Genomic DNA, 21,401 nt, shown 5'->3' on the forward strand with positions numbered 1-21,401 from the left:
CGGGGGATGCGGGCGCTGCTGGTTTCACAAGTACTTGTTTTGGCGGGCACCGCGGGCCAGACCGCGCCCACGGTGATTTCCATTGCCGAAAGCCGTGACCTAGGCTTTCGTCTTCTGCTGCAAAAACAACCGCTTGCCGCCAAGGAAATTGCTCTGGCCTTGCTTCAGCGCGATGCCGAGGACGTAAAGGCGCTGCTTATCCTATCCCGTGCAGAACGGCTTCTGGATAACAGCCAGCAAGCCAAACATGCAGGAAAGCGCGCGTGGAAAGCGGCAACGACCTCCGAAGACCGCTTCACGGCAGCGATGCTTACCGCGCAGGCGATTTCCTCCTCCGGCAACAAGATCGGGGCCCAGTTGTGGCTGAGACGCGCGGCCGAGGTCGCACCGAACGACAAGTTGAAATCCACCGCTGTGCGAGATTTGCGCCATGTACGCGGTACCAGCCCCCTCGCCCTGTCCCTTGATGTGTCAGTCGCACCATCCTCCAACATCAACAACGGCTCCAAATCGGACTCGATAGAAATTTTCGGCCTGCCATTTACGCTGAGTGGCGACGCACAGGCCTTGTCCGGCGTTGAGTATTCGCTCGGCGCATCCCTGTCCTACAAACTGCCGCAAAGCGGCGCTTGGAGTTTAACTGCCGGTGCCGCAGTCGACGCGAAACACTATACGTTGTCGTCGAGCGCCAAGGCCACTGCCCCCAATGTGTCCGGTTCCGACTATGCCTTTCACCAACTCCAGTTCAGCCTGTCAGCAAGCAGGCCTGATGCGGACCGGAAAGGCGCGACGAGCCTGTATGTTAAGACGGGGCAAAACTGGTATGGCGGCTCTGTCCTGACGCGCTTCGCCGGTGTTGGCTTGGGCCGACAAATCCGGTCGGGTGACAGATCAAGCCTGAGTTTCAATCTTGGGGCAGAGCGACAATGGCGGCAGGATGCAGCACTTCGGTCGGCTGATGTCGTAAACTTTTCAACCACTTGGGCGCATGGTCTAAAAAGCGGCAGCAGCCTTTGGGTGACTGGGTATGCCAGTGACACTTCGTCGAAATCCACCGCCATCGCGCAAGAAACCTTCGGCGCGCGTATCCGCTATGCACATGGCAAACCGATCTTTGCATCCACCAACCTGGAATTGTCACTTGGGTATGAACAAAAGTCTTTTGACCGCGCACAATTCCCCTTCGCGAGGCGTGAGGACGACACCGTCAGCGCCTCGGCCACGATGATCTTCAACAACCTCGACTATATGGGGTTCGCCCCCACCGCGGAAGTCAGTGCAAAGCGCACGACGTCGACGCTGGGACAGTTCGACGTCGAGGACCTTGGCGTGAAACTCGGGTTGCGGTCGACCTTCTGACATGACCGAGCGCCTCCCCACGACCCGCCGCCTAGAGCGCGCGCTTGGCGACTTTGTTCGCACGCGGATGCAAGGGGGCATGGGCGAGCTGCTCATGTTTTTCCTCAAGCAGGGCTGGGCGGCCTTGTTCGGGCTGCTGTTTATTATTGCGTTGATCGGGACCAAGCTGGTCTGGCAGGACGACTGGGCGTTGCAGCGCTATGACGGGCTGTTCATTTTCGCGGTGACCACGCAGATTGCCATGCTCTATTTCAAGCTGGAGACATGGGACGAAGCGCGGGTGATCTTGCTGTTCCACATCACCGGCACCGCGATGGAGCTGTTCAAAATTCGCATGGGATCATGGTCTTACCCTGAGCCGGGATTGTTCGTGCTGGGCGGCGTGCCGATGTTTTCGGGGTTCATGTATGCCTCCATCGGCAGCTACATCGCGCGGGTTATCCGGATTTTCCACATGCGCTTTGCGCCCTACCCGCCCTTGTGGGTGACGTTCGTCTTTGGTGCCGCCATCTACGTGAATTTCTTTGCGCATCACTACACGATCGACATCCGGCTGGGGCTGTTCGCGGCGTCGCTGATCTTGTTCGCCCGCACCCGCATATGGTTCTACGCGGGCCAATCCCCGCGCTGGATGCCGATGCCAGTCGCCGCGTTCCTATGTGCCTTCGTGGTGTGGATCGCCGAAAACGTCGGCACCATGACAGGCACATGGATTTATGCGGGGCAGTCAGCGTTGCAGATGGTCAGCTTTGCCAAGATGGGATCGTGGTACCTGCTGCTGTGGGTGGCGTTTGTGACCGTCACGTTGGTGTCGCGCAAGGCATTGTCGCGCCACGCCGTTCAGCCGGAGCTTCGGCCCTCGCCATCCGCGCCAGAGGCGCTAGACTATCAGGGACAGCAATAAGGAGTCCCTGATGAAAGTCGAGTTTCTGCACACCATGGTCCGCGTCAAGGATCTGGATAAGTCGATCGAATTTTACAAAGTGCTTGGCCTGATCGAGCGCCGCCGTACGGATCACGAAGGCGGGCGGTTCACACTGGTGTTCCTGTGCCCACCGGATCAGGCCGACGGGCACGCCGATGTGGAGCTGACCTACAACTGGGATGGCGATGACGGCTTGCCGTCTGACGGGCGGCACTTTGGCCACCTCGCCTACCGCGTCGAGAATATCTACGAGATGTGCCAGCAGCTCAAGGATGCGGGCGTTACCATCAACCGCCCCCCACGCGACGGGCATATGGCGTTTGTGCGCTCGCCCGACAACATCTCGATCGAGCTGCTGCAGATGGGCGATGCCCTGCCCGCCCAAGAGCCTTGGGCGTCGATGGAAAACACCGGACACTGGTAAGCCTGCTGCCTTGGCCCGCCAAAAGCGCGGCCAAGGCAACCGTCCGTGACTTTGATCTTGAACAAAGCACCCTGCCCCGCCCGCATGGTAGCAATTGGCCATTCAATCGGCCGAGCGCTTTTGGGAGGAGGCACGCATGACTGTATTAATCATCTACGCGACCATCGAGGGGCAGACGGGAAAAGTCGCCCGATTTATCGAGGCCCAGCTCAACACCGCAGGCCACGAAACGCGGCTGGTCGATGCGGCGGACAAGTTGGTGGATGTGTCGTTTGACGGCATCGACAAAGTCATACTGGCAGCCCCCGTGCATGAGCGACGTCACCCCAAGCCGTTCGAGACGCTGATCACCTCGGTGCATCGGGACCTGAATGCGCGCGACACGTTGCTGCTGTCGATCAGCATGAACGCGGCGTTTCCGGAAGGGCGAGAAGAGGCGCAAGACTATGTCGACGAGATGATGCTGCGCACGGGTGTAAAGCCGCGGACGGTTGCGCTGGTGGCAGGCGCTGTACGCAACCACCGCTACGACTACTATGCCAGCCAGGTGCTGCGCCATGTGGTGCTGCGCAACCGCGAGTTCGATCCCGGCGCAGAGAGCCACGAGTTCACCGATTGGGACGCATTGAAGGCCAGCGTGGCGGGGTTCATCGACGCCCCTGCGAACGCCTGGAGCACAGCTTCTAAACCGGAATGAGGGCGGCCCCGATGCGGCGGCCCTCGGAGAGCAGCACGTTGTAGGTGCGGCAGGCCGTTGGGGTTGCCATCAGCTCCACGCCGATCTCCACCTCGTCCAGCGCGTCGCGCAGGGCTTTGGGGATATGGGTGATCTCGGGGCCGGTACCGATGAACAACACGTCGAGCAGCTTGGCGCGGCTCAGGATCGTTTCGCGGTCGTCGAAGCCGCCCCATTCAAAGCGCTCGGTCGGCAGCAGCAACTGACCGCCCTGCACCACCTCGCCACCGATACGAAAGAACCCCGGACCGTAGCCGTCAATCGGGGGGGCGATGTCATAGGTGATTTCGGTCAGGCGCATGGTGTCAGTCCCAGAGTGGCAGGCCCATAAGGATGGCCGCCGCGATTATGGCATAAGCTATATTGCGGTAAAATACCTCAAAACGCGGAATGAAGATCGCCTGTCCCAGCTTGGCCCCGATACCGTAGGGGATCAGCAGGATCACGCCAAGAATAATGGCCTCGGTGGTCAGGATGCCTTGCAACGCCATGCTGGGCAGCAGCAGCAGGCTGCTGATGGTCAGGAACACCAGTGAGTTCGCGCGGACCCGTGCGACCGGCTCGGAGCCGCTGAGTTGGAAGAGAAGCATCACCGGACCCAAGAGCCCAGTTGCCCCGCCGATGAAGCCGGTGGCGACCCCGATGCCCGCTTGCGTGCTGCGCAGTGACGACAGTTTTTGCCGCCAACCGCTCATCAACGCGGCAAGGGTTATAGCGGCCACGATCAGCACCGCCCAGCGGATATGGGTGACGTCACTGGTGCGCAGAAGGTAAATGCCGATAGGTGCGCCGAGCACGAAGAAGGCTATCATTGTCAGCACGGACGGTCGGTCCATTTGCGGCCAAGCGCGTGGAACCAGCGTGACCAAGGACGCAAGGGCGGAGACGGAGAAGGATGCGACGGCCAGTTCCGGCACCCAGAAGATTGTTGCGACCGGCATGAAGATCAGCGCAGCACCGAAGCCTGCAAAGCCGTAGACGATGCCCGCGATGATGGTGATGCAGGTGACCCAGCCCAAGCCCGGTTGGGCAAGAGCCGGAGCCAGAAAATCAAGCATCTATGTTGGCGTATTGCCCGCCCGCGTTCGGGTCTTTCTTGGACCAGTCGCGCTTGACGCCAAGGAACAGCAGGATCGTGGAGGCCACGAAGATCGACGAGTATGTCCCGACAATAATGCCCCAGATCATCGCGAAGACGAAGCCACGGATCACGTCGCCGCCCAGAACGAATAGCGCGATCAGCGCCAGCAAAGTGGTGACCGAGGTCATCATGGTGCGCGACAGGGTCTCGTTGATTGACAGGTTCAGCACCTCGGACAGGTCCTTGGTTTTGTACTTGCGCAGGTTCTCACGGACGCGGTCGAAGACCACCACGGTATCGTTGATCGAATAGCCGACAATGGTCAGCAGGGCCGCGATGATGGCGAGGTCGAACTTGATTTGCAGCTCCGAGAAGATACCGAGCGTCAGCACCACGTCATGCACAAGGGCAATCACGGCACCGACGGCGAACTGCCACTCGAAACGCAGCCAGATGTAGATCAGCACGGCAGTGATCGCGAGGATCACGGCGATGGCGGCGGTCTGGATCAACTCACCCGAGACTTTGGGGCCAACGGATTCAACCGACGGGAAGCTGATCTGCGGATCAACAGTTTGCAAGGCCGCCTCGACCGCGGCGATGGTTTCGGCGGTGACCGACTCGTCGCCCTCTTGGGCTTCGATACGGACCATGGCGACGTTCTGGTCATCGGCGAAGGTCGGATCGAACACCTCGGTGATCGACACATCGCCCAAGCCCGCAGGCTCAAGTGCGGCACGGTAAGCGGCGACATCCACAGGTTGCGCGCTTTCGGTGCGGATCGTTGTACCGCCACGGAAGTCGATACCGTAGTTGAGGCCCTGGATCAGAAAGGACGCAAAGCCGATCACGATAAGCACGGCGGAGATGCCCAGCCAGAGCTTCCATTTGCCGAAGAAATCCCAAGATGTCTCGGAGGGGACGAGTTTCAATCGCATGGCTTAGACCTCGATCTGTTTGGGGCGGCGGCGTTCGAACCAGAACACGATGATCAGACGCGTCACGTAGATCGCGGTGAACACCGATGTCATGATGCCAAGGCCCAGCGTCACGGAGAAGCCGCGAACAGGGCCGGAGCCCATCACGAACAGGATAACGGCCACGATGAATGTGGTGACGTTGGCGTCGAGAATGGCCGACAGGGCCTTCTCGTAGCCCAGCTCGATCGCGCGGGCGGGGCCTTTGGAGGTTTTCAGCTCCTCGCGGATACGCTCGAACACCAGCACGTTGGCGTCGACCGCCATACCGATGGTCAGCACGATACCCGCGATACCCGGCAAGGTCAGCGTGGCCCCGATCAGGGACAGCAGGCCGAAGATCAGGCCCACGTTGATGATCAGCGCGATATTGGCGAAGATGCCGAAGGTGCCGTAGCTAAAGAACATAAACACCAGCACGCCGATGAAGGCGATGATGCAGGCGATCTTGCCCGCGTCGATGCTGTCTTGACCCAATTCAGGCCCGACGGTGCGTTCTTCAAGGAAGGTCATTTCGGCGGGCAACGCGCCAGCGCGCAGCAGCACGGCGAGGTTGGTGGATTCCTCAACGGTGAAGTTGCCACTGATCTGGCCGGAGCCACCGAGGATCGCCTCGCGGATGACGGGGGCGGAAATGACCTCGTTGTCCAGCACGATGGCAAACGGTGCGCCGACATTTTCGCTGGTGAAGATGCCGAACTTGCGGCCACCGGATGTGTCGAAGCGGAAGGTCACGGAGGGGCTGCCGTTTTGATCGAATGCGGGCTGCGCGTTGGCCAGATCCTCGCCTGTCACAACGGGGGTTTGCTCCAGAATGTAGAAGGTCCCCTGCTCTTGAGGGTCGATGGAGGGCACCAGAATTTGGCGGCCCGACACGCGTTCGTTCGGGTTGGTCGTGCGTGTGATAACGGGATGGAAGGTCAGCTTGGCGGTGGTGCCGATGAGTTCTTTAAGCTCGGTGGCGGAGCCGATGCCCGGCACCTGAATAAGGATGCGGCGATCGCCTTGGCGCTGGATGGTCGGCTCGCGGGTGCCGGCTTCGTCCACGCGGCGGCGGATGATTTCGAGCGATTGCTGCATGGTGCGGTCGTCGGTGGCAACACGTTCCGCATCCGACAGCGTCACCGTCAGGATGTCGCCCTGCCCCGACACTTCGATGTCGTTGCTGCCCGCACCTGTCAGACTGACCACAGGGGTCGCCAGTTCACGCACAAGGCGGATGGCCTCCTGCATTCCGGCGGGGTTCGAGATTTTGACGCTCAGCGTTCCGGGGGCCGCGTTCTGGCGGCGGATGGTGCCCACGGTATCGCGGGCGTCACGCAAGGCGTCGCGCACCTCCGGCCAGTAGCCGTCCATACGGCTGTCATAGACGTCTTCCACATTCACCTCGGCCAGCAAATGCGCCCCGCCCCGAAGGTCGAGACCCAGATTGACCAGCCCCGACGGCAGGAACCCCGGCCAGCCGGCGGCGTCCGCCGTAAGCTCTGGAGTGGCCGCCGCCCCCGCGTCCAGCGCGGTTACGGCGTCGTTGTGCTTTTCAACGGTCGGATAGAAGCCGTTGGGCAACGCCAACGCCAACCCCACAAGCACCGTCAGCAGGATCATAACCCGCTGCCAGGAAGACATCTGAAGCATGGTTTATTTCGCCGGTTCGGTTTTGCTGACCACAGATGCCAAAGTCGACTTGATCACGCGGACTTTGACGCCATCAGCGATTTCGACTTCAACTTCGCCGTCTTCCTTGACCTTGGACACTTTGCCCACGATGCCGCCTTGGGTGATCACCTGATCGCCCCGACGCACGGCCTCGACCATGGCTTGGTGGTCTTTCAGTTTCTTTTGCTGAGGGCGGATCAGCAGGAAATACATGATCCCGAAAATCAGGATGAGGGGGATAAACGAAGTGAAAGCGCTTCCTGCGCCCCCGGCGGCCTGTGCGTAGGCAGGTGTGACGAACATCTGCAGTCCTTTTGTTTGTGGGCCAAAACGGCCTTTGTCAGTTGCGGCGCACCCTATCCGTGGGCTGGATGGGGTGCAACGTAGATCGTATCCGGCTAGCTTAACAATATTGGGTGATTGATTTAAATTTAAAGGGTGAGCGACATGGGCGACTTCACAACCGAAAAACTTTATACACGCGGCTCTGATCTGACCGACTTGCTGATCAACGCTGCCACCGACGACGACGCATTTGCAGCGCTTACCGACATCCATATGACAGGGGATGATCCGATTGAGTTCAAAAGCTACAGCTATGAGCAAAACGTCTACCTGCCGCTTATTGCGCGGTGCTACAATGATGTTTGCGATGTGCGCTTGCTTGAGGCTTTGAACGACTACGAAGAGCGCCCCTGCATTGTCTACCGCGTGAGCAAGCCGGGCCATGCGCAGGCCGTCGCCGATCTGTTGAAGGCTATCGAGGCTGCGCCGGAACGACTATTGCCAGATCTGCGTCGGGAAATGGAAAAAATCCTTGAGAGCTCATCGAAGTTTCTGCCAGCAGCCAGTGACACGAGCTTCATGGCGGGCAAACACCGCGAGACCCACGCTCATCTTGAACAATCCGTGGCTGACTTCAGCCTGACGGGCGATGTGCTGCGCACATTGCTCGAAGTCAGCCCCGAGGGCGGTTTTTACCCCGGCGACGGACCCCTGGCAGTGGAGGAGTTGGGCGAGGCCCATGCCCCACGCTGTAACCTGATCGGGGCATTGGGCTACAGCTTTGGCTTCCTCAAAACCCTCGCGTCCGTCTATCGCGAAGCGGAAGCGCACGGGCTTCGCGTGCTACATCTGCAAGTCTACGGAACTTGAGCGCCGCCCCCACTTTTCAAACCACTTGAAAGCGGCCATAAGCAGCGCGCAGATAACATTAAACGAGGACTGATCCCATGCACGACATCCGCATGATCCGCGAGACCCCAGAGGTCTTTGACGCCGCCATGAAGCAGCGCAAATCGAATGTGTCCTCGTCCGACGTTCTGGCCATCGACGCCGCCCGCCGCGCCAAGATCAGCGCCGCCGAGGAGGCCAAGGCCGCACAGAACGCCGCCTCCAAGGAAGTCGGCGCGGCGAAGGCCAAAGGCGATGAGGCCGAGTTTGAACGCCTGCGCGCTCTGGTGGGCGAGAAGAAAGCCGAAGTGGCGCGTCTGAATGACGAGGCCAAGCTGGAAGACGACAAGCTGACCGAATTGCTGATGGGCCTGCCCAATCTTCCGATGGAGGGCGTCCCTGAAGGTGACAGCGAGGACGACAACGTCGAGATCAACCGATGGGGCACCCCGCGCCGCTTTCCGTTTGCTCCGAAAGAACATTTCGAGCTGCCGGGCGTCGTGCCGGGGATGGATTTTGAGACAGCGGCCAAACTGTCCGGCTCGCGCTTTGTGCTGTTGAAGGGCGCTGTGGCACGTCTTCACCGCGCGCTTTCGCAGTTCATGCTGGATACCCATGTCGAGAACGGCCTGACCGAGACATGGACCCCCGTTCTGGTGAACGAGGCGATGATGTATGGCACGGGCCAGTTGCCGAAGTTCGGCGAGGACAGCTACCAAACGACCAACGGCCAATGGCTGATCCCGACCTCCGAGGTGACGTTAACCAACATCGTCAACGGTGAGACTGTGGACGAGGCCAAGCTGCCGATGCGCATGTGCGCGCACTCGCAATGCTTCCGCTCCGAAGCGGGCAGCGCGGGGCGTGACACGTCGGGCATGCTGCGCCAGCACCAGTTCGAGAAGGTCGAGATGGTGTCGATCACCAAGCCGGAGGACTCGCGGTCGGAGCTGGACCGCATGACTGCCGCCGCCGAGAGCATCCTTGAGACGCTGCTTCTGCCGTTCCGCACGGTGGTGCTGTGCACCGGCGACATGGGTTTCGGCGCGCAGCGCACCCATGACATTGAGGTTTGGCTGCCCGGGCAGCAATTATATCGCGAGATCAGCTCGATTTCGGTCTGTGGTGCGTTCCAAGCGCGGCGGATGAACGCGCGGTTCAAGCCTGCAGATGGTGGCAAGCCTGAATATGTGCACACGCTGAACGGCTCCGGCCTTGCAGTCGGGCGGTGCCTGATTGCTGTGCTGGAGAACGGTCAGCAGGCGGATGGCTCTGTGGAACTCCCCGTGGCGCTGCACCCGTATCTGGGCGGCAAAACCACGCTGGACCCGTTCGGCACGCTGATCTAGGCGACCTTGGCCCGTCGCGCCTATTACCTCAGCCACCCGCAGGTTCGCATTGATCCTGATGTGGCGATTGAGGCGTGGGGGCTTTCGGATATCGGCCATGCGCGGGTTGCTGCGCTTGTCGCGCGCGGGCTGCCTGATATCGGCGTTGTGTATTCCTCCTTGGAGGTGAAGGCATTGGAGACCGCCCGCCCTATGGCGGATGCCCTGTGCTGTCCGTTGGTGACTTGCGCGGACATGGGAGAAAATGACCGCTCCACCACGGGGTTTTTGCCCCCTGCCGAGTTCGAGGCCACAGCAGATCACTTTTTCGAGGAACCGGATGTCAGCGTGCGGGGTTGGGAAACTGCCCGTGCGGCGCAGGCGAGGATCGTTGAAGCCGTGCAATCCGCATTGCTGGACATCTCTGGTGACGCGCTATTTGTGGGGCATGGCGGGGTTGGCACGTTGCTGCTCTGCGCCCTGCGCGGGGTAGAGATCGACCGCCGCTACGACCAAGGCCCGGGGGGTGGGCAGGTGTTCGACTGGAAAGTCGGGCATAAGCCAGACGCGGGCTGGAGAAGGATGGAAGACTTATGAAGGCTTGGGCAGTACTGATCGCGGCGATAGCGTTTGTGGTTTCGCCGCTTGTTACCGAAGGATTTGCGGGCTTCCGGCCTGACCAATTCCCGATCCCGCAAGACGACGCCCCCGTGCAGCCGTCAGGATACGCCTTTTCCATCTGGTCGGTAATCTATCTGTGGTTGCTGGTCTCCGCCGGGATCGGCATTTGGAAGCATCGTGATAACCCTGCTTGGGAGGCCGCGCGCTTGCCGCTAATCGCGTCGCTCGCGATCGGGGCGTTCTGGATCAAGGTGGCGACGCTTTCCGTCATTTGGGCGACCGTGTTGATCTGGGCCATGCTGCTGACCGCGATCTGGGCGCTGGTCGCGGGGCGCGCGATCAAACCCGCTTGGGAATTTGCCTTGCCTGTCGGGTTATATGCAGGGTGGCTGACCGCGGCGTCTTGTGTGTCCATCGGCTTGCTGGGGGCTGGGTATGGCATTGGCGGAAACGCTGTCATGTGGGCCTTGCTGATGGTTGGCGTGGCGATGCTGATCGGCGTGCTGGTACAAAAACAAGCTTTCGGCATCTGGACCTATGCGCTGGCGCTGGCTTGGGCCTTGGTCGGCATCATGGTCCGCAATGGAGCCGAGGCCTTGTCCGTCACGCTGTTTGCGCTGGCCGGAGTTGTTGTAATTTCGGGACTGGCCTTGCGTCAGTTGCGCGCCCAAGCCTGACCCCGCTTTACCGACCGCCCAGTTTTCCCTAAAGCTAGGCTAAAAAAGGGCGGTCACTTCCATGCGCATTCTGATTACCAATGACGACGGCATCAACGCACCGGGCCTAGAGGTCATTCACGCGATCGCGACCGAGGTCGCTGGTGCCGGTGGAGAGGTCTGGACCGTGGCCCCCGCCTTCGAGAAATCCGGCGTCGCCCATTGCATCAACTACGCCCACCCCACCATGCTGGTGGAGCTGGGCGAGCGCCGCTTCGCCGCCGAGGGCGCGCCTGCGGATTGCGTGCTGGCGGGCGTACACGAGGTCATGGGACTGGCCAAGCCGGACCTGATCCTGTCAGGCGTTAACAAAGGCAACAACTCTGCCGAGAACACCGTTTATTCGGGCACCATCGGGGCCGCCATGGAAGGCGCGCTGCAAGGGGTGAAGTCGATTGCCATGTCGCAATATTTCGGCCCGGACAATGCCAAGCTGAAAAACCAGTTCGAAGCGTCAGCCCAGCATGGGGCGGCACTTGTCAAAAACCTGCTTGAAAACGGCATTTGGGGCGGTGACGGCTACCAGACCTTCTACAATGTCAACTTTCCGCCCGTTTCTGGCGCGGCCGTCAAAGGCACCCGTGTGGTGCGCCAAGGCTTGCGGAAAACCGGAGGAATGGGTGTGCAAAGCCACATGCCGCCGAACGGGCGCAGGTATCTGTGGATCAAGGGCAATCCGCAGAACACCGACTCCGGCGAGAATACGGATGCCACGGTGAACATCGACGGCTGGATTTCGGTCACGCCGATGCGCTGCGACCTGACGGCGCATGATTTGCTGGACGATCTGGAGAGCCGCTTGTCATGAATGACGCGGCGACCTCTGAGGCGGAACGCAAAATGCAGTTCCTCTACGGGCTGCGCTCCAAGGGGGTGATGGACCAACGGGTTCTGACCGCTATGGAGAAGGTTGACCGTGGCGCCTTCGTCACCGGCACATTCTCCGACCGCGCTTATGAGGACATGCCCCTGCCCATCGCTTGCGGCCAGACCATTTCACAACCGTCGGTTGTGGGGTTGATGACGCAGGCGCTGGACGTGCAGCCGCGCAACAAGGTGTTGGAAGTCGGCACCGGCTCCGGCTACCAAGCGGCGGTGTTGAGCCACCTCGCCCGCCGCGTCTACAGCGTCGACCGCCATGCGCGTCTGACACGCCCTGTGCGCAAGCTGTTTCAGGACTTGGACATCCACAACGTCACCATCGTGACCGGTGACGGCAGCTATGGCTTGCCCGAACAAGCGCCCTTTGATCGCATCCTTGTGACCGCCGCCGCGGAAGATCCTCCCGGCCCCCTCTTGGCGCAACTGCGCGAGGGCGGTATCATGGTTGTGCCGGTGGGGCAGTCCGACGCGGTGCAAAGCCTGATCAAGGTGACAAAGACCCCGCAAGGGTTTGACTACGAAGAACTAATGCCGGTTCGCTTCGTCCCTCTGCTAGAGGGTTTGGGGCAGGACTAAACCAAAAGGCCCAGACATAAGGGCCATGGATTGAGGAAGAAGATTATGCGCAGCAGGCGTTTTAGCAAGATATTGCCTATGGTGGCACTGGGATTTGGGCTGTCGGCCTGCGACGGGCAGATCGGGCAAAGCATTGCCAATCTGGATCTGGATTTGCGCGGCACTGCCGGTGGTTTGGACACGTCCAGCGCGGCTCGCCAAGCGACGGGCACGCGGCCAAGCCCCGACAACAGGGGCGTGATATCCTACCCGAATTACCAAGTGGCCGTGGCCGAACGTGGCGACACCGTGTCCTCGGTCGCCGCCCGGATCGGGGTGAACCCGCAAGAATTGGCCAGCTACAACGGGCTGCGCCCCGACGACAAGCTGAACAAAGGCGAGGTTCTGGCCCTGCGCGGAACGGTTGCGACCGCACCTACAACGGGTGGCAACACCAAGCCACTTGACATTACCGAGATTGCGACGACCGCCATCGGGCGCGCGCCGCAATCACAGGTCCCGCAAGGCACCGCCAGCAAACGCATCGACGGGCCGGAACCCATTCGCCATCAGGTGGGTCGTGGTGAGACCGCCTACTCCATCTCGCGGCTGTATAACGTGTCCGCGCGCTCGCTTGCCGAATGGAACGGGCTTGGTCCCGATCTGGAGGTCCGCGAGGGTCAATACCTGCTGATCCCCGTGGCCAAGGACGGCTCGCCAACGGTGAAAGCGCCGGTTCAGGAGGCCGCGGTTGTGGCTCCCGGCGCTGGCAGCCCCACCCCGCAACCGCCCTCAGCGACAAAACCGCTTCCGGCCGAGAAGATCGCGCCAAAGGTCACACCGGCCGCGGCCCCTGCCGCAACACCGGCAGCCCCTGCGGCAGCAAGCAAAACGGCGAAACTTCTGGCACCGGTGTCCGGCAGCGTGCTGCGTCCATACAAGAAACGTAAGAACGAAGGCATCGACATCTCGGCCAGCACCGGAACTCCGGTCAAAGCGGCTGCCGATGGCGAGGTCGCCGCGATCACCCGTGACACGGATCAGGTGCCAATTCTGGTGCTGCGCCACGCCGGAAACCTGCTGACGGTGTATGCCAATATCTCGGATATTACGGTGAAAAAGGGCGATAAGGTCTCGCGCGGCAAGACCATTGCGAAAGTTGGCAAGGGCTCCCCGAGCTTCTTGCATTTCGAAGTGCGCGAAGGGTTTGAAAGCGTCGATCCGGCGCCATTCCTGAAGTAGCAATTAAGGCGAAAGCGGGGAGCTTTGCAAAAACACTCCTCTCTTTCGTCTCAATTCGGCCCGTAAATACCCCGAATTGGAGGTCATTGTTCACTTAGCGTAAACAGTGATCGGGGCCTCCAATGCCCATCTACTACGGATATTCCAACGCCATTTTTGGCACGCAGAGCACGGTCAACGGCTCTGCGCATAACTATGCCTTTGGCCCACCGTCGGGCGGGACATGGTCTTGGACAGGCGTATCCACCAGCTTCCATGTGCGCGAAAACGACGGCGCAACCCAGTACAATGGTGATCCGACCAACGAACAAATCAGCGCCCAAGAGCAATTTGGCGGGGTGGGCGAGCAAGTTACGCTGATCGATGGGACCTATTACCAGACGATCTGGGACTACACATTCCAAGTCACCGCGCCCGACGGCACCGTTTATCGCATCGGCGTCATCGACGTTGATTTGAACACCGACGACGACGTCCAAGACACCGTCGGCGGGGTTGCGGAAAACGGCTATTATCTGGTGTTCCCTGACGGCGTGCCGCCTGCCGGCGTCAACTATACCATTGGCGGCATTGTCGAAAACGACAACATGACACCCCATACGGGTCTTGGCGCGCAGGTGGTGTGCTTCGCCGCCGGAACCCTGATCGAGACCGAAAATGGCCCCGTCGAGGTGCAATATCTGCAACCCGGTGACATGGTCATGACCCGCGATGCCGGGCTTCAGGAACTGACATGGACCGGCGGACGTCGCGTCGAAGCGACAGGCGATCTGGCCCCCGTCGTCATCACCAAAGGCGCACTTGGCAACGACCGCGATCTGGTGGTCTCGCCCCAGCACCGCATGCTGATCGAGGGCTGGCAGGCCGAGCTTTTGTTCGGTGAGGCGGAAGTCTTCGTGAAGGCCAAAGACCTTGTGAACGACGATACGATCTATGTCCGCGAAGGCGGCAAGGTCAATTACCACCACATTCTGTTCGACGATCACCAAGTGGTGTTTGCTGAAGGGGCAGCTTCCGAGAGCTTCCACCCCGGCCCGCAAGCCCTTGGCGCGTTGGACCAAGGCCCGCGCGACGAGTTACTGCGCCTCTTCCCTGATCTGGCCCACGTGGCGGCCCCAGTCATGCCCGCCGCGCATATGAGCCTGAAAGGGTTCGAGGCGGCGTGCTTGCTAAACTGATGGCGCTCTTTGCGGACTTTGCCACCGTTTGCCTTGGGGAATTCAACGACCGCTTCCGGACCCAAAAGACTGTGACAGAAATCGACGGCTCATGGACAGACTTTTCTGATCCACCACTTTGATACTCTGGGTCACATACAAAGTCGACGCTGGCCGGCTTGAAGTCTATTGACCTCTGGTGCTGGTGAGGATGGTTGTAGTGATTAACGAAGATATTGATCTTCAGTGGGGCCATTTACGCTTTTGTGGACAAATTTTTCATCGCAATCGAACTTTGTCCTTCAAGCCGCGCCAGGTATTTGGACTTGCCGCCGTCCTTCATTGAAATCATCCATCGCGAAGCTCCACGTAGTGCCGGGCCAACGGACTTCCATCTGTTGGAGCCGAGGCCGGTATATGGCAGTGTATAGCGTGCCAAAGCCAGCATCGAATGCTGTGGAATAGAGCGGAGGCTTCAGAAACGCACCGATGAACTTCTCCTCCGGGTCGCGGTGGAGCGTCAAGCGTTGCAGCAAGAACCGCTCACGCTCGACCGTGGCGGTGAACCGGGCGTGGCTGACCCATTCAACATTCTCTTGGTGGTTTGTGGCCACAGCGGCATGGGTGATGACGGCAGGCCGGTCGGGCGCCATCATCGCGGTTAAATAGCGGCGTTTGGCGTCCAAGACAGTAACGTTGTAGCTCATGTGGGTTGGAACGCGAGCCAGCACAGCGCCGGCCTCTTCCGCTGTCGCACAGGTTTGTAACACGTATCGCAAAATCAGTGGCACCCCGAAGCCATCGCCAACAACGCGCCGCCCACCAAAAGTCAAGGAAATCGCTAGGCCCGCATCGTTCATGCCGTCGACCAATCCCCACAGCCCGTCCGAGGTGCCTAGTACCCGTCGACCCTGCCAACCTGTATGCAGGATCAAGCTGTCAAACGCGTTAGGATTGTAGTCGTAGTTGCGTACCATGACCGGTTCTTTGCCCGGCCAAATCGCTTGGCTACAACCCGCAAGATACGGCGGCGGGCAATAGAAGCTTAGAAACCGCGCGGCCTGATCACCACCACCTGCCAAATCGCACAGGTCATCATACAGCGGCACGATCTCGGGCATGTGCTCTTTGAGGGCACGCCTGCTTTCCAGATAACTGGCGCGCGCAGTATCCCCCTCTTTGAGCCACCAACGTTTGTAGTCAGGCCAATATTCGGCGAAAAGCCCGGCCCATTTAGGACCGGGCGCTTCTTCGCTGAGGGCGCGCCAATGCATGCCGTCTCCTTAAAGAATCTTGAACGCCGGATCAGCCAGCGCAGGACCGGCATTTGCCACGGGCAGCGGCTTGCCGTCCACGGTTTTCTTGATCCCGTGGATCCATTTTTTGGCTCGTTCGTTCAGCTGGAAACTCTTGGTCATGGAGCGCCCCCGCGTCACCAGAATCCCAATGTCTGCCCCCTCGTATCGGTAGTCGCCCGGTTGCAAAATTCTCAGGAAGAACGCTTCGTTCTCGGACTCGACTGCGCGGCGGTGATAATCGAAGCGGTCGTACACGACACTACCGTCTTCGAGCATCTTGTAGATGCCAGTTTCCGGCGACTCTGTGCAGATGTCCACGCCGTCATCGGTGTGCTTGATCACCATCTGAGACCAACTATCGATCATGTTGGGGTCGGCCCAACGATCGTTCAACTCGTCCACATCCAGATCAAATTTCTTCTTCGAGAACTCAAGCAGGTGGAACAGGAATAACGGCGCGTCCGCATGAGCGAACGCCGCGTGGTTCGTCATGGACGACGCACCAGTGATGCGCGGGTTCAGCTCTCCCAGCCACAAATCGCCTGTCTTTTTGTCAATCAGGAAGTCCAACTCAAAGTAGCCACGGTAGCCTTCTTTGCGCAGCTGTTCACCGAACTTGAAAGTCAGGTCACGGGCCTTTTCGCGCACCTTCGGCGGGAAGGCGGTGGACAGGATTTCGTTGCCGCACCAGCCGCCGCGATAGGGTGTCAGTTCTTTAAAACCGACAAGTTCGGTCATCAGCGGGCCAACGATCGTGCCTTCCTTGGTGGCACACGCCTCGATAGCGGATCCGCGGCAGTCGATGCGCTTCATGATCTTGATTTCACCCTCGCCTACGATCTCATGCTCGTGACGGCGGAAGTCCGCCTCGGATTTAATGAAGAACGTCGTGTGACCACTATCGCCAAACGCCGATTGCAACACCAGATCATGCCCGATGCCCGCCTTCTCGCAGGTGGCGCGTAGGTCGTCGTAGTCCTTCACCTCCGCCAGCACGTTCGGCACAGACGGCACGCCCGCCTTGTTGCCAATGCGCACGGTCTCGATCTTGTTGTCCATGCTCGTGCGCAGCTTGGCTTTTGGAAACCAAACGTCCGCGCCCAGCTCTTTGGACAGCCGTTCGGTCTCTTCGTCGAACATCAGAAACACGAATTTGGGCTTGCCGCCGCGCCGCTTTATGAAGTCGATGACTTCCTTGTGCTGAAGCAGATAGTTGTTGATGTCCTCGATGGACTGGAATTCAGCATGGGGCTGCTCTGACGGACAGAACACGTTGGGGTGCTTGCCGCCGTAACAGTCGATGTAGCAGATATATTTGAAGTTCTTGACCCATTCGTCGAGACCCAGAAGGTTAAAGTTCGTGGCCGAAATAAAGTAGATGGGATCCTCGTTACGGTGGAAGAACCGGCGGATCTCCGAGATATTTTTGAGCACTGTTGGCATAGTCGTCCCTTTCTTGTTCTTGTTTATTTGGCGGTGGCTTGAAGTGATTTCGCCTTCGGCAAGGCGGCCAATGCCTCTGGCGTGAATACCCGTAGCCCCAGATCGGGGCGGTAGCCGTGGATTTCGCTGACGTCGAGCGCCAGCATGAATGCTAGAATTTCCTGGCTTACGACCTGCCCGGGCACCAGGATCGGAAATCCTGGCGGATAGGGTATGATGAATCCCGCCGAGACAACTTCTTGGCCTGCATCAAGTGCCTCCTGCAGCGAGCCGTCAAGCTCCAGATAATCGCAGTTGGTCTCCTCGTAGCTGAGATAATAGGCGGTGCGAATGTCCCCCTCCGGCGTCACGTGATCAGGCCGGAACGCGTCGTGGAACCTGCTGAAGTCAGGCAGCGGTGGATAGGTTTCCGTCAGGTTTTTAACCCGGCGATCAAACGATATTCGCTCCATCTTGGACGCATCATCGAGCAAATCGTCCAGCTCGTTTGCGATCTCGACCAAGACCTCGATCAGATAGGCCACCGAGGAGCGTGTCGTGCCGATGTTGGTCATAAACAAGACCGTGTTGCGCGAGGTTTTGTTGATCTGGATGCCGTATTTATCCATCAATATCTTTGTTTTAAATGTATCGCCATCCCATCCCGTGCCCCCCACGGCCAAGGTGACGCGGGTTGCGTCCAGCACAAAATCGTCCTGCTCCCAGCAATCCCACATATCCGTCCAGCCCTGATCGTTATCAAAATAGCTGGTCACTCCACTTTGGCGGTGTTGTTCGGGGATCATGTCACCTGCGGTCAAAACCTTGAAATACTTCTGCAACTGGGGATGACTGCTGATCGCCTTGCGCATCGACATGGCGGCCTCGATCTGGCGTTGTACAAACTCGAAGCCTTCCAACTCCACCTGTCGGCGACCCACGTCCAATGATGCGATGATCTGGTAGTTGGGCGAGGTCGACGTATGGGTCATATACGCCTCGTGAAATGACTGCTCCACTTCGCCTTTGAAGTCCTGATCGTTGATATGGATCATTGAGCCTTGGCGCAAAGAGGTCAGAGTTTTGTGGGTCGACTGTGTGGCGTAAACCCTGATCCTCGCATCGGGCGGGGCGATCAGCCGCGTATTGAGTAACGTCTCGTCCGTGGCGTCGGCCAGCTCCAACTGTTGCGCCTCGTAGGCCCGCTTGTGTGCTTCAGTCCGCAGCCGAACCCGCAGGTTGTTGGCGGTTCGCATCCCGGTACGCTGGCGGTAGGTGGGGCTAAACCGTGCGAAGGCAAACCACGCCTCATCCCACAAGAACACGAGGTCGGGCTTGATCGCCAGGCATTCCTCCATCACCCGCTCTACATTATAAACCAAGCCGTCGAACGTGCAGTTGGTAAGCAAAAGCATGCGTACCCGATGCAATTTTCCCGCCGCCTTAAGAGCCAGCAACTGGTGCTTGATTTCCTTAAGAGGCACGGCACCGTACATGGAATATTCGTTCAGGGGGTAGCTGTCGAGATAGACAACTTCGGCGCCCGCCAGCACCATGCCGTAGTGATGCGACTTGTGGCAGTCGCGATCCACCAGAACGATGTCGCCGGGTCGTACCACGGCCTGCACCACAATCTTGTTGCAGGTCGATGTGCCATTGGTGGCGAAGAAAGTCTGCTTGGATCCGAAGGCTCGGCTGGCCAGTTCTTGAGCTTCCTTGATAGGTCCCTGTGGTTCCAACAGACTATCGAGACCACCGGACGTGGCTGAGGTTTCGGCGAGGAAGATGTTGGGGCCGTAGAACGCACCCATATCCTGAATCCAGTGGGATCGGGTGATGGACTTACCGCGGCTGATTGGCATCGCATGGAAGACGCCGGTTGGCTGTTTGGAGTACTCAACCAGCGCCGTAAAGAACGGAGTCTTGTTGCGAGCAGCAACGCCGCGCAAAATGTTGAGATGCAACTCCATAAAGTCTTCTTGGTTGTAGAAAACCCGCCTACAAATTCCCAAATCAAGTCCGGCGATGTCTTCGACAGAACGCTCGGTCACCAGATAGGCGTCCAATTCTGGGCGGACGCGGGCGATGAGGCGGCACAGTTCCGGGCCGTAGTCCTCGGGCAGCATGGCCTCGATTTCGCCGGTTTCGCTGGCATTGGTGATATACTTTCCAAGGATTTCGTTCTCGTTCTTGGATTTCAGAGCCAGTCCGGGGCGTACAACAATCGCCTGAATGTTGTGGTTGAAAAGCACTGCGATCAAGGCATCCTCAAGACTGGGGACGACGACGGCTTCGTAGTGAAACGGGTCCTCGGGGCGGCGCATGCGCGCGACATTGCTTTTTAGCCAGCGCTCTTGTTGGTCGTTGACGTTGTCGACGATCAGAACCTCGAAGTAGGGGCGGGCCATGGCGCGGGCTTCGGGCGACAGCAGTGCCTCGTCGTTGTGTTCTTCGTCATCGGTGCTGTCACGGTCAAGCGGGATGCTGCGGCGGCGATATGCCCCCGAGGTGAGCGCGCGCTTGACCCGGTTTACGGTGAATGACAGATCGTCAAAATTACCATGTTCAAACTGGCGGCGCATGTGGTCAAATGCAGACATTCCGGGAAATGCCCAATACGGTTCAATCAGCGCAAGCGAACTGAACAGATCGGCGACGCGAACCTTAATGGACGCGGCTTTCTTGGCATTTTGCTCACGACACAGAGACGTCACGGCCTCACGCAAAGCGCTCCATCTGTCGGCGCGAAGTTGGGTCGCGGAATAATAGTCGCTGACGGAATCCATCGGTTCTTCTCCCAATTAGGGCTAAAACACGATGAACCCGCAACTTTATGCCGCAGACCCTCTGTTTTAGTTACCTGGTGTCTTGCCCATCGCGGGCGAAACCCCGAACCCCAGTTTCGGTTCGCGGTCAAATATTTCGGCCTCAGCGCTGGCTGGTACATCTACATGCAACCCTGCGCGGGACCCCTGATGAGGCACCTGAAGGGGCCCAAGCGTGTTCAAGAATGCGTCCGTGCCGCTGGTGCGGTCATAGACAGAGAAATCTGTGGGCCGATCGCGGAAGCTTTTGAGGACCTGACCCAGACCTTTCATGCCCGTCTCGCGTTGGCGGCGCACCATCGACAGATCGACCTCGATCGGGAACATGTCTTCTTGACCCGCCGACTGATGCAAGACCAGAGATGTTGGGTCAACGACGAGTGACTTGCCGACACCGCCGGCGCCCAATCCATTGACGTCAATGACATAACACTGGAACTGAGCTGCGGTCGCCCGCGCGATGGCAAGCTCCGCGTCGCGGTCAGTTGTGCCGGTCAAGACCGGGTGCAACAGCACTTCCACGCCTTGTGAGGTAAGCTGACGGGTCGTCTCGGGGAACCACATATCGTAGCAGATCGACAACCCAAAGCGACCCACATCTGGCACATCAAAGACGCAAAAATCCGTGCCCGCAGCGACACCCGCCTCGTAGGGGAGGAATGGGAACATCTTGGCGTAGCGGCGAATGACCTCGCCATCTGGATTGATAACCAGAGACGTATTGTAAACCTTACCGTCCTCTGGATTCGTCAAGAACATCGAGCCGGGGATCAGCCAGATCTTGTGGCGGCGAGCGGCCTCGCAGAACCGATCAATAACGTCGTTTTCGGGCGGGAGCTTGAATTTTTCCAAAGGTCCAAACGGCGCGAGCTCGCTGAACAACACCATTTGGGTCCATGGAAAGCGCATCATCAGCACATCAAGGCGCTGCATCATGCCGTCAACATTGGGCTGAAGGGCATTGACGTACATTTGCACGCCTGCAATTGCGAAAGGGGTCATGTCTTGAATACTCCGTGAAAAC

General features: G+C 59.3%; 21 protein-coding genes. 12 read left to right on the forward strand and 9 right to left on the reverse strand.

The window, feature by feature from the left end:
- Positions 1-6 precede the first annotated feature (6 nt).
- The 4 genes from BDE40_RS07800 (at position 7) to BDE40_RS07815 (ending at position 3,405) form a co-directional block, all read left to right on the forward strand.
- The gene (locus BDE40_RS07800; RefSeq protein WP_162848055.1) at positions 7-1,359 is read left to right on the forward strand and encodes a surface lipoprotein assembly modifier; all 1,353 of its coding nucleotides are present in this window, start codon (positions 7-9) and stop codon (positions 1,357-1,359) included.
- A 1-nt stretch (position 1,360) separates the two neighbouring features.
- On the forward strand, positions 1,361-2,263 hold the full coding sequence (locus tag BDE40_RS07805; RefSeq protein ID WP_134013959.1) for a DUF817 domain-containing protein: 903 nt from the start codon (positions 1,361-1,363) through the stop codon (positions 2,261-2,263).
- A 10-nt stretch (positions 2,264-2,273) separates the two neighbouring features.
- A complete protein-coding gene (locus BDE40_RS07810) occupies positions 2,274-2,708 on the forward strand; it encodes a VOC family protein (protein WP_134013961.1) in 435 nt (144 codons plus the stop codon).
- A gap of 136 nt (positions 2,709-2,844) precedes the next feature.
- Positions 2,845-3,405: a flavodoxin domain-containing protein gene (locus BDE40_RS07815; RefSeq protein WP_134013963.1), complete on the forward strand. Its 561-nt coding sequence runs from the start codon at positions 2,845-2,847 to the stop codon at positions 3,403-3,405.
- Here the strand turns inward: BDE40_RS07815 and BDE40_RS07820 are convergent.
- Genes BDE40_RS07820 through yajC form a run of 5 tightly spaced genes read right to left on the reverse strand, consistent with a single transcriptional unit; the run spans position 3,392 to position 7,461 of the window.
- Complete coding sequence (locus tag BDE40_RS07820; protein ID WP_134013964.1) at positions 3,392-3,745, reverse strand: Mth938-like domain-containing protein; 354 nt, start codon at positions 3,743-3,745, stop codon at positions 3,392-3,394. The genes BDE40_RS07815 and BDE40_RS07820 overlap by 14 nt on opposite strands.
- Before the next feature lie 4 nt (positions 3,746-3,749).
- The gene (locus BDE40_RS07825) at positions 3,750-4,502 is read right to left on the reverse strand and encodes a sulfite exporter TauE/SafE family protein (RefSeq protein WP_134013966.1); all 753 of its coding nucleotides are present in this window, start codon (positions 4,500-4,502) and stop codon (positions 3,750-3,752) included.
- Positions 4,495-5,463, reverse strand: coding sequence for a protein translocase subunit SecF (gene secF, locus BDE40_RS18370; RefSeq protein ID WP_246030389.1), 969 nt, complete (start codon positions 5,461-5,463; stop codon positions 4,495-4,497). The genes BDE40_RS07825 and secF overlap by 8 nt, the downstream gene beginning before the upstream one ends.
- A gap of 3 nt (positions 5,464-5,466) precedes the next feature.
- On the reverse strand, positions 5,467-7,137 hold the full coding sequence (gene secD, locus BDE40_RS18375; RefSeq protein WP_246030390.1) for a protein translocase subunit SecD: 1,671 nt from the start codon (positions 7,135-7,137) through the stop codon (positions 5,467-5,469).
- Positions 7,138-7,140: 3 nt separating this feature from the next.
- The gene (gene yajC / locus BDE40_RS07835) at positions 7,141-7,461 is read right to left on the reverse strand and encodes a preprotein translocase subunit YajC (protein WP_121021294.1); all 321 of its coding nucleotides are present in this window, start codon (positions 7,459-7,461) and stop codon (positions 7,141-7,143) included.
- A 144-nt stretch (positions 7,462-7,605) separates the two neighbouring features.
- On the opposite strand from yajC, the gene BDE40_RS07840 reads away from it, so the two are divergent.
- The 8 genes from BDE40_RS07840 (at position 7,606) to BDE40_RS18380 (ending at position 14,853) form a co-directional block, all read left to right on the forward strand.
- Positions 7,606-8,313, forward strand: coding sequence for a hypothetical protein (locus BDE40_RS07840; RefSeq protein ID WP_134013967.1), 708 nt, complete (start codon positions 7,606-7,608; stop codon positions 8,311-8,313).
- A gap of 77 nt (positions 8,314-8,390) precedes the next feature.
- A complete protein-coding gene (gene serS, locus BDE40_RS07845; RefSeq protein WP_134013968.1) occupies positions 8,391-9,680 on the forward strand; it encodes a serine--tRNA ligase in 1,290 nt (429 codons plus the stop codon).
- A 6-nt stretch (positions 9,681-9,686) separates the two neighbouring features.
- Positions 9,687-10,256: a histidine phosphatase family protein gene (locus tag BDE40_RS07850; RefSeq protein ID WP_134013969.1), complete on the forward strand. Its 570-nt coding sequence runs from the start codon at positions 9,687-9,689 to the stop codon at positions 10,254-10,256.
- Positions 10,253-10,957, forward strand: a complete 705-nt coding sequence (locus tag BDE40_RS07855) for a hypothetical protein (protein ID WP_134013971.1) — start codon at positions 10,253-10,255, stop codon at positions 10,955-10,957. The genes BDE40_RS07850 and BDE40_RS07855 overlap by 4 nt, the downstream gene beginning before the upstream one ends.
- A gap of 61 nt (positions 10,958-11,018) precedes the next feature.
- Positions 11,019-11,804 carry a 5'/3'-nucleotidase SurE gene (gene surE / locus BDE40_RS07860; RefSeq protein ID WP_134013973.1) on the forward strand — a complete coding sequence of 262 codons (786 nt, stop codon included), beginning with the start codon at positions 11,019-11,021 and terminating at the stop codon, positions 11,802-11,804.
- The gene (locus BDE40_RS07865) at positions 11,801-12,454 is read left to right on the forward strand and encodes a protein-L-isoaspartate(D-aspartate) O-methyltransferase (RefSeq protein WP_134013975.1); all 654 of its coding nucleotides are present in this window, start codon (positions 11,801-11,803) and stop codon (positions 12,452-12,454) included. The genes surE and BDE40_RS07865 overlap by 4 nt, the downstream gene beginning before the upstream one ends.
- Positions 12,455-12,532: 78 nt before the next feature.
- Positions 12,533-13,675, forward strand: coding sequence for a M23 family metallopeptidase (locus BDE40_RS07870; RefSeq protein ID WP_246030433.1), 1,143 nt, complete (start codon positions 12,533-12,535; stop codon positions 13,673-13,675).
- 122 nt (positions 13,676-13,797) lie between these two features.
- Positions 13,798-14,853 (forward strand): Hint domain-containing protein, encoded by a 1,056-nt coding sequence (locus tag BDE40_RS18380; RefSeq protein WP_246030391.1) that lies wholly within the window; start codon positions 13,798-13,800, stop codon positions 14,851-14,853.
- A 281-nt stretch (positions 14,854-15,134) separates the two neighbouring features.
- Here BDE40_RS18380 and BDE40_RS07880 read toward each other — a convergent pair whose 3' ends face one another.
- The 4 genes from BDE40_RS07880 to BDE40_RS07895 form a co-directional block, all read right to left on the reverse strand.
- Positions 15,135-16,106, reverse strand: a complete 972-nt coding sequence (locus BDE40_RS07880; RefSeq protein ID WP_134013979.1) for a C45 family autoproteolytic acyltransferase/hydrolase — start codon at positions 16,104-16,106, stop codon at positions 15,135-15,137.
- A gap of 9 nt (positions 16,107-16,115) precedes the next feature.
- Positions 16,116-17,573, reverse strand: coding sequence for a biotin carboxylase (locus tag BDE40_RS07885; protein WP_134013980.1), 1,458 nt, complete (start codon positions 17,571-17,573; stop codon positions 16,116-16,118).
- 23 nt (positions 17,574-17,596) lie between these two features.
- Positions 17,597-20,338 carry an aminotransferase class I/II-fold pyridoxal phosphate-dependent enzyme gene (locus BDE40_RS07890; RefSeq protein WP_134013982.1) on the reverse strand — a complete coding sequence of 914 codons (2,742 nt, stop codon included), beginning with the start codon at positions 20,336-20,338 and terminating at the stop codon, positions 17,597-17,599.
- Between the two features lie 66 nt (positions 20,339-20,404).
- Positions 20,405-21,379: a carbon-nitrogen hydrolase family protein gene (locus tag BDE40_RS07895; protein WP_134013984.1), complete on the reverse strand. Its 975-nt coding sequence runs from the start codon at positions 21,377-21,379 to the stop codon at positions 20,405-20,407.
- Between the last annotated feature and the right edge of the window lie 22 nt (positions 21,380-21,401).

Source organism: Litoreibacter halocynthiae (assembly GCF_004365635.1).
GTDB classification, from domain to species: domain Bacteria; phylum Pseudomonadota; class Alphaproteobacteria; order Rhodobacterales; family Rhodobacteraceae; genus Litoreibacter; species Litoreibacter halocynthiae.

Coding starts and splice junctions, on each gene's coding strand:
- BDE40_RS07800 (WP_162848055.1), top strand. CDS start 7: ATGCGGGCGCTGCTGGTTTCACAAGTACTTGTTTTGGCGGGCACCGCG.
- BDE40_RS07805 (WP_134013959.1), top strand. CDS start 1,361: ATGACCGAGCGCCTCCCCACGACCCGCCGCCTAGAGCGCGCGCTTGGC.
- BDE40_RS07810 (WP_134013961.1), top strand. CDS start 2,274: ATGAAAGTCGAGTTTCTGCACACCATGGTCCGCGTCAAGGATCTGGAT.
- BDE40_RS07815 (WP_134013963.1), top strand. CDS start 2,845: ATGACTGTATTAATCATCTACGCGACCATCGAGGGGCAGACGGGAAAA.
- BDE40_RS07820 (WP_134013964.1), bottom strand. CDS start 3,745: ATGCGCCTGACCGAAATCACCTATGACATCGCCCCCCCGATTGACGGC.
- BDE40_RS07825 (WP_134013966.1), bottom strand. CDS start 4,502: ATGCTTGATTTTCTGGCTCCGGCTCTTGCCCAACCGGGCTTGGGCTGG.
- secF (WP_246030389.1), bottom strand. CDS start 5,463: ATGCGATTGAAACTCGTCCCCTCCGAGACATCTTGGGATTTCTTCGGC.
- secD (WP_246030390.1), bottom strand. CDS start 7,137: ATGCTTCAGATGTCTTCCTGGCAGCGGGTTATGATCCTGCTGACGGTG.
- yajC (WP_121021294.1), bottom strand. CDS start 7,461: ATGTTCGTCACACCTGCCTACGCACAGGCCGCCGGGGGCGCAGGAAGC.
- BDE40_RS07840 (WP_134013967.1), top strand. CDS start 7,606: ATGGGCGACTTCACAACCGAAAAACTTTATACACGCGGCTCTGATCTG.
- serS (WP_134013968.1), top strand. CDS start 8,391: ATGCACGACATCCGCATGATCCGCGAGACCCCAGAGGTCTTTGACGCC.
- BDE40_RS07855 (WP_134013971.1), top strand. CDS start 10,253: ATGAAGGCTTGGGCAGTACTGATCGCGGCGATAGCGTTTGTGGTTTCG.
- surE (WP_134013973.1), top strand. CDS start 11,019: ATGCGCATTCTGATTACCAATGACGACGGCATCAACGCACCGGGCCTA.
- BDE40_RS07865 (WP_134013975.1), top strand. CDS start 11,801: ATGAATGACGCGGCGACCTCTGAGGCGGAACGCAAAATGCAGTTCCTC.
- BDE40_RS07870 (WP_246030433.1), top strand. CDS start 12,533: ATGGTGGCACTGGGATTTGGGCTGTCGGCCTGCGACGGGCAGATCGGG.
- BDE40_RS18380 (WP_246030391.1), top strand. CDS start 13,798: ATGCCCATCTACTACGGATATTCCAACGCCATTTTTGGCACGCAGAGC.
- BDE40_RS07880 (WP_134013979.1), bottom strand. CDS start 16,106: ATGCATTGGCGCGCCCTCAGCGAAGAAGCGCCCGGTCCTAAATGGGCC.
- BDE40_RS07885 (WP_134013980.1), bottom strand. CDS start 17,573: ATGCCAACAGTGCTCAAAAATATCTCGGAGATCCGCCGGTTCTTCCAC.
- BDE40_RS07890 (WP_134013982.1), bottom strand. CDS start 20,338: ATGGATTCCGTCAGCGACTATTATTCCGCGACCCAACTTCGCGCCGAC.
- BDE40_RS07895 (WP_134013984.1), bottom strand. CDS start 21,379: ATGACCCCTTTCGCAATTGCAGGCGTGCAAATGTACGTCAATGCCCTT.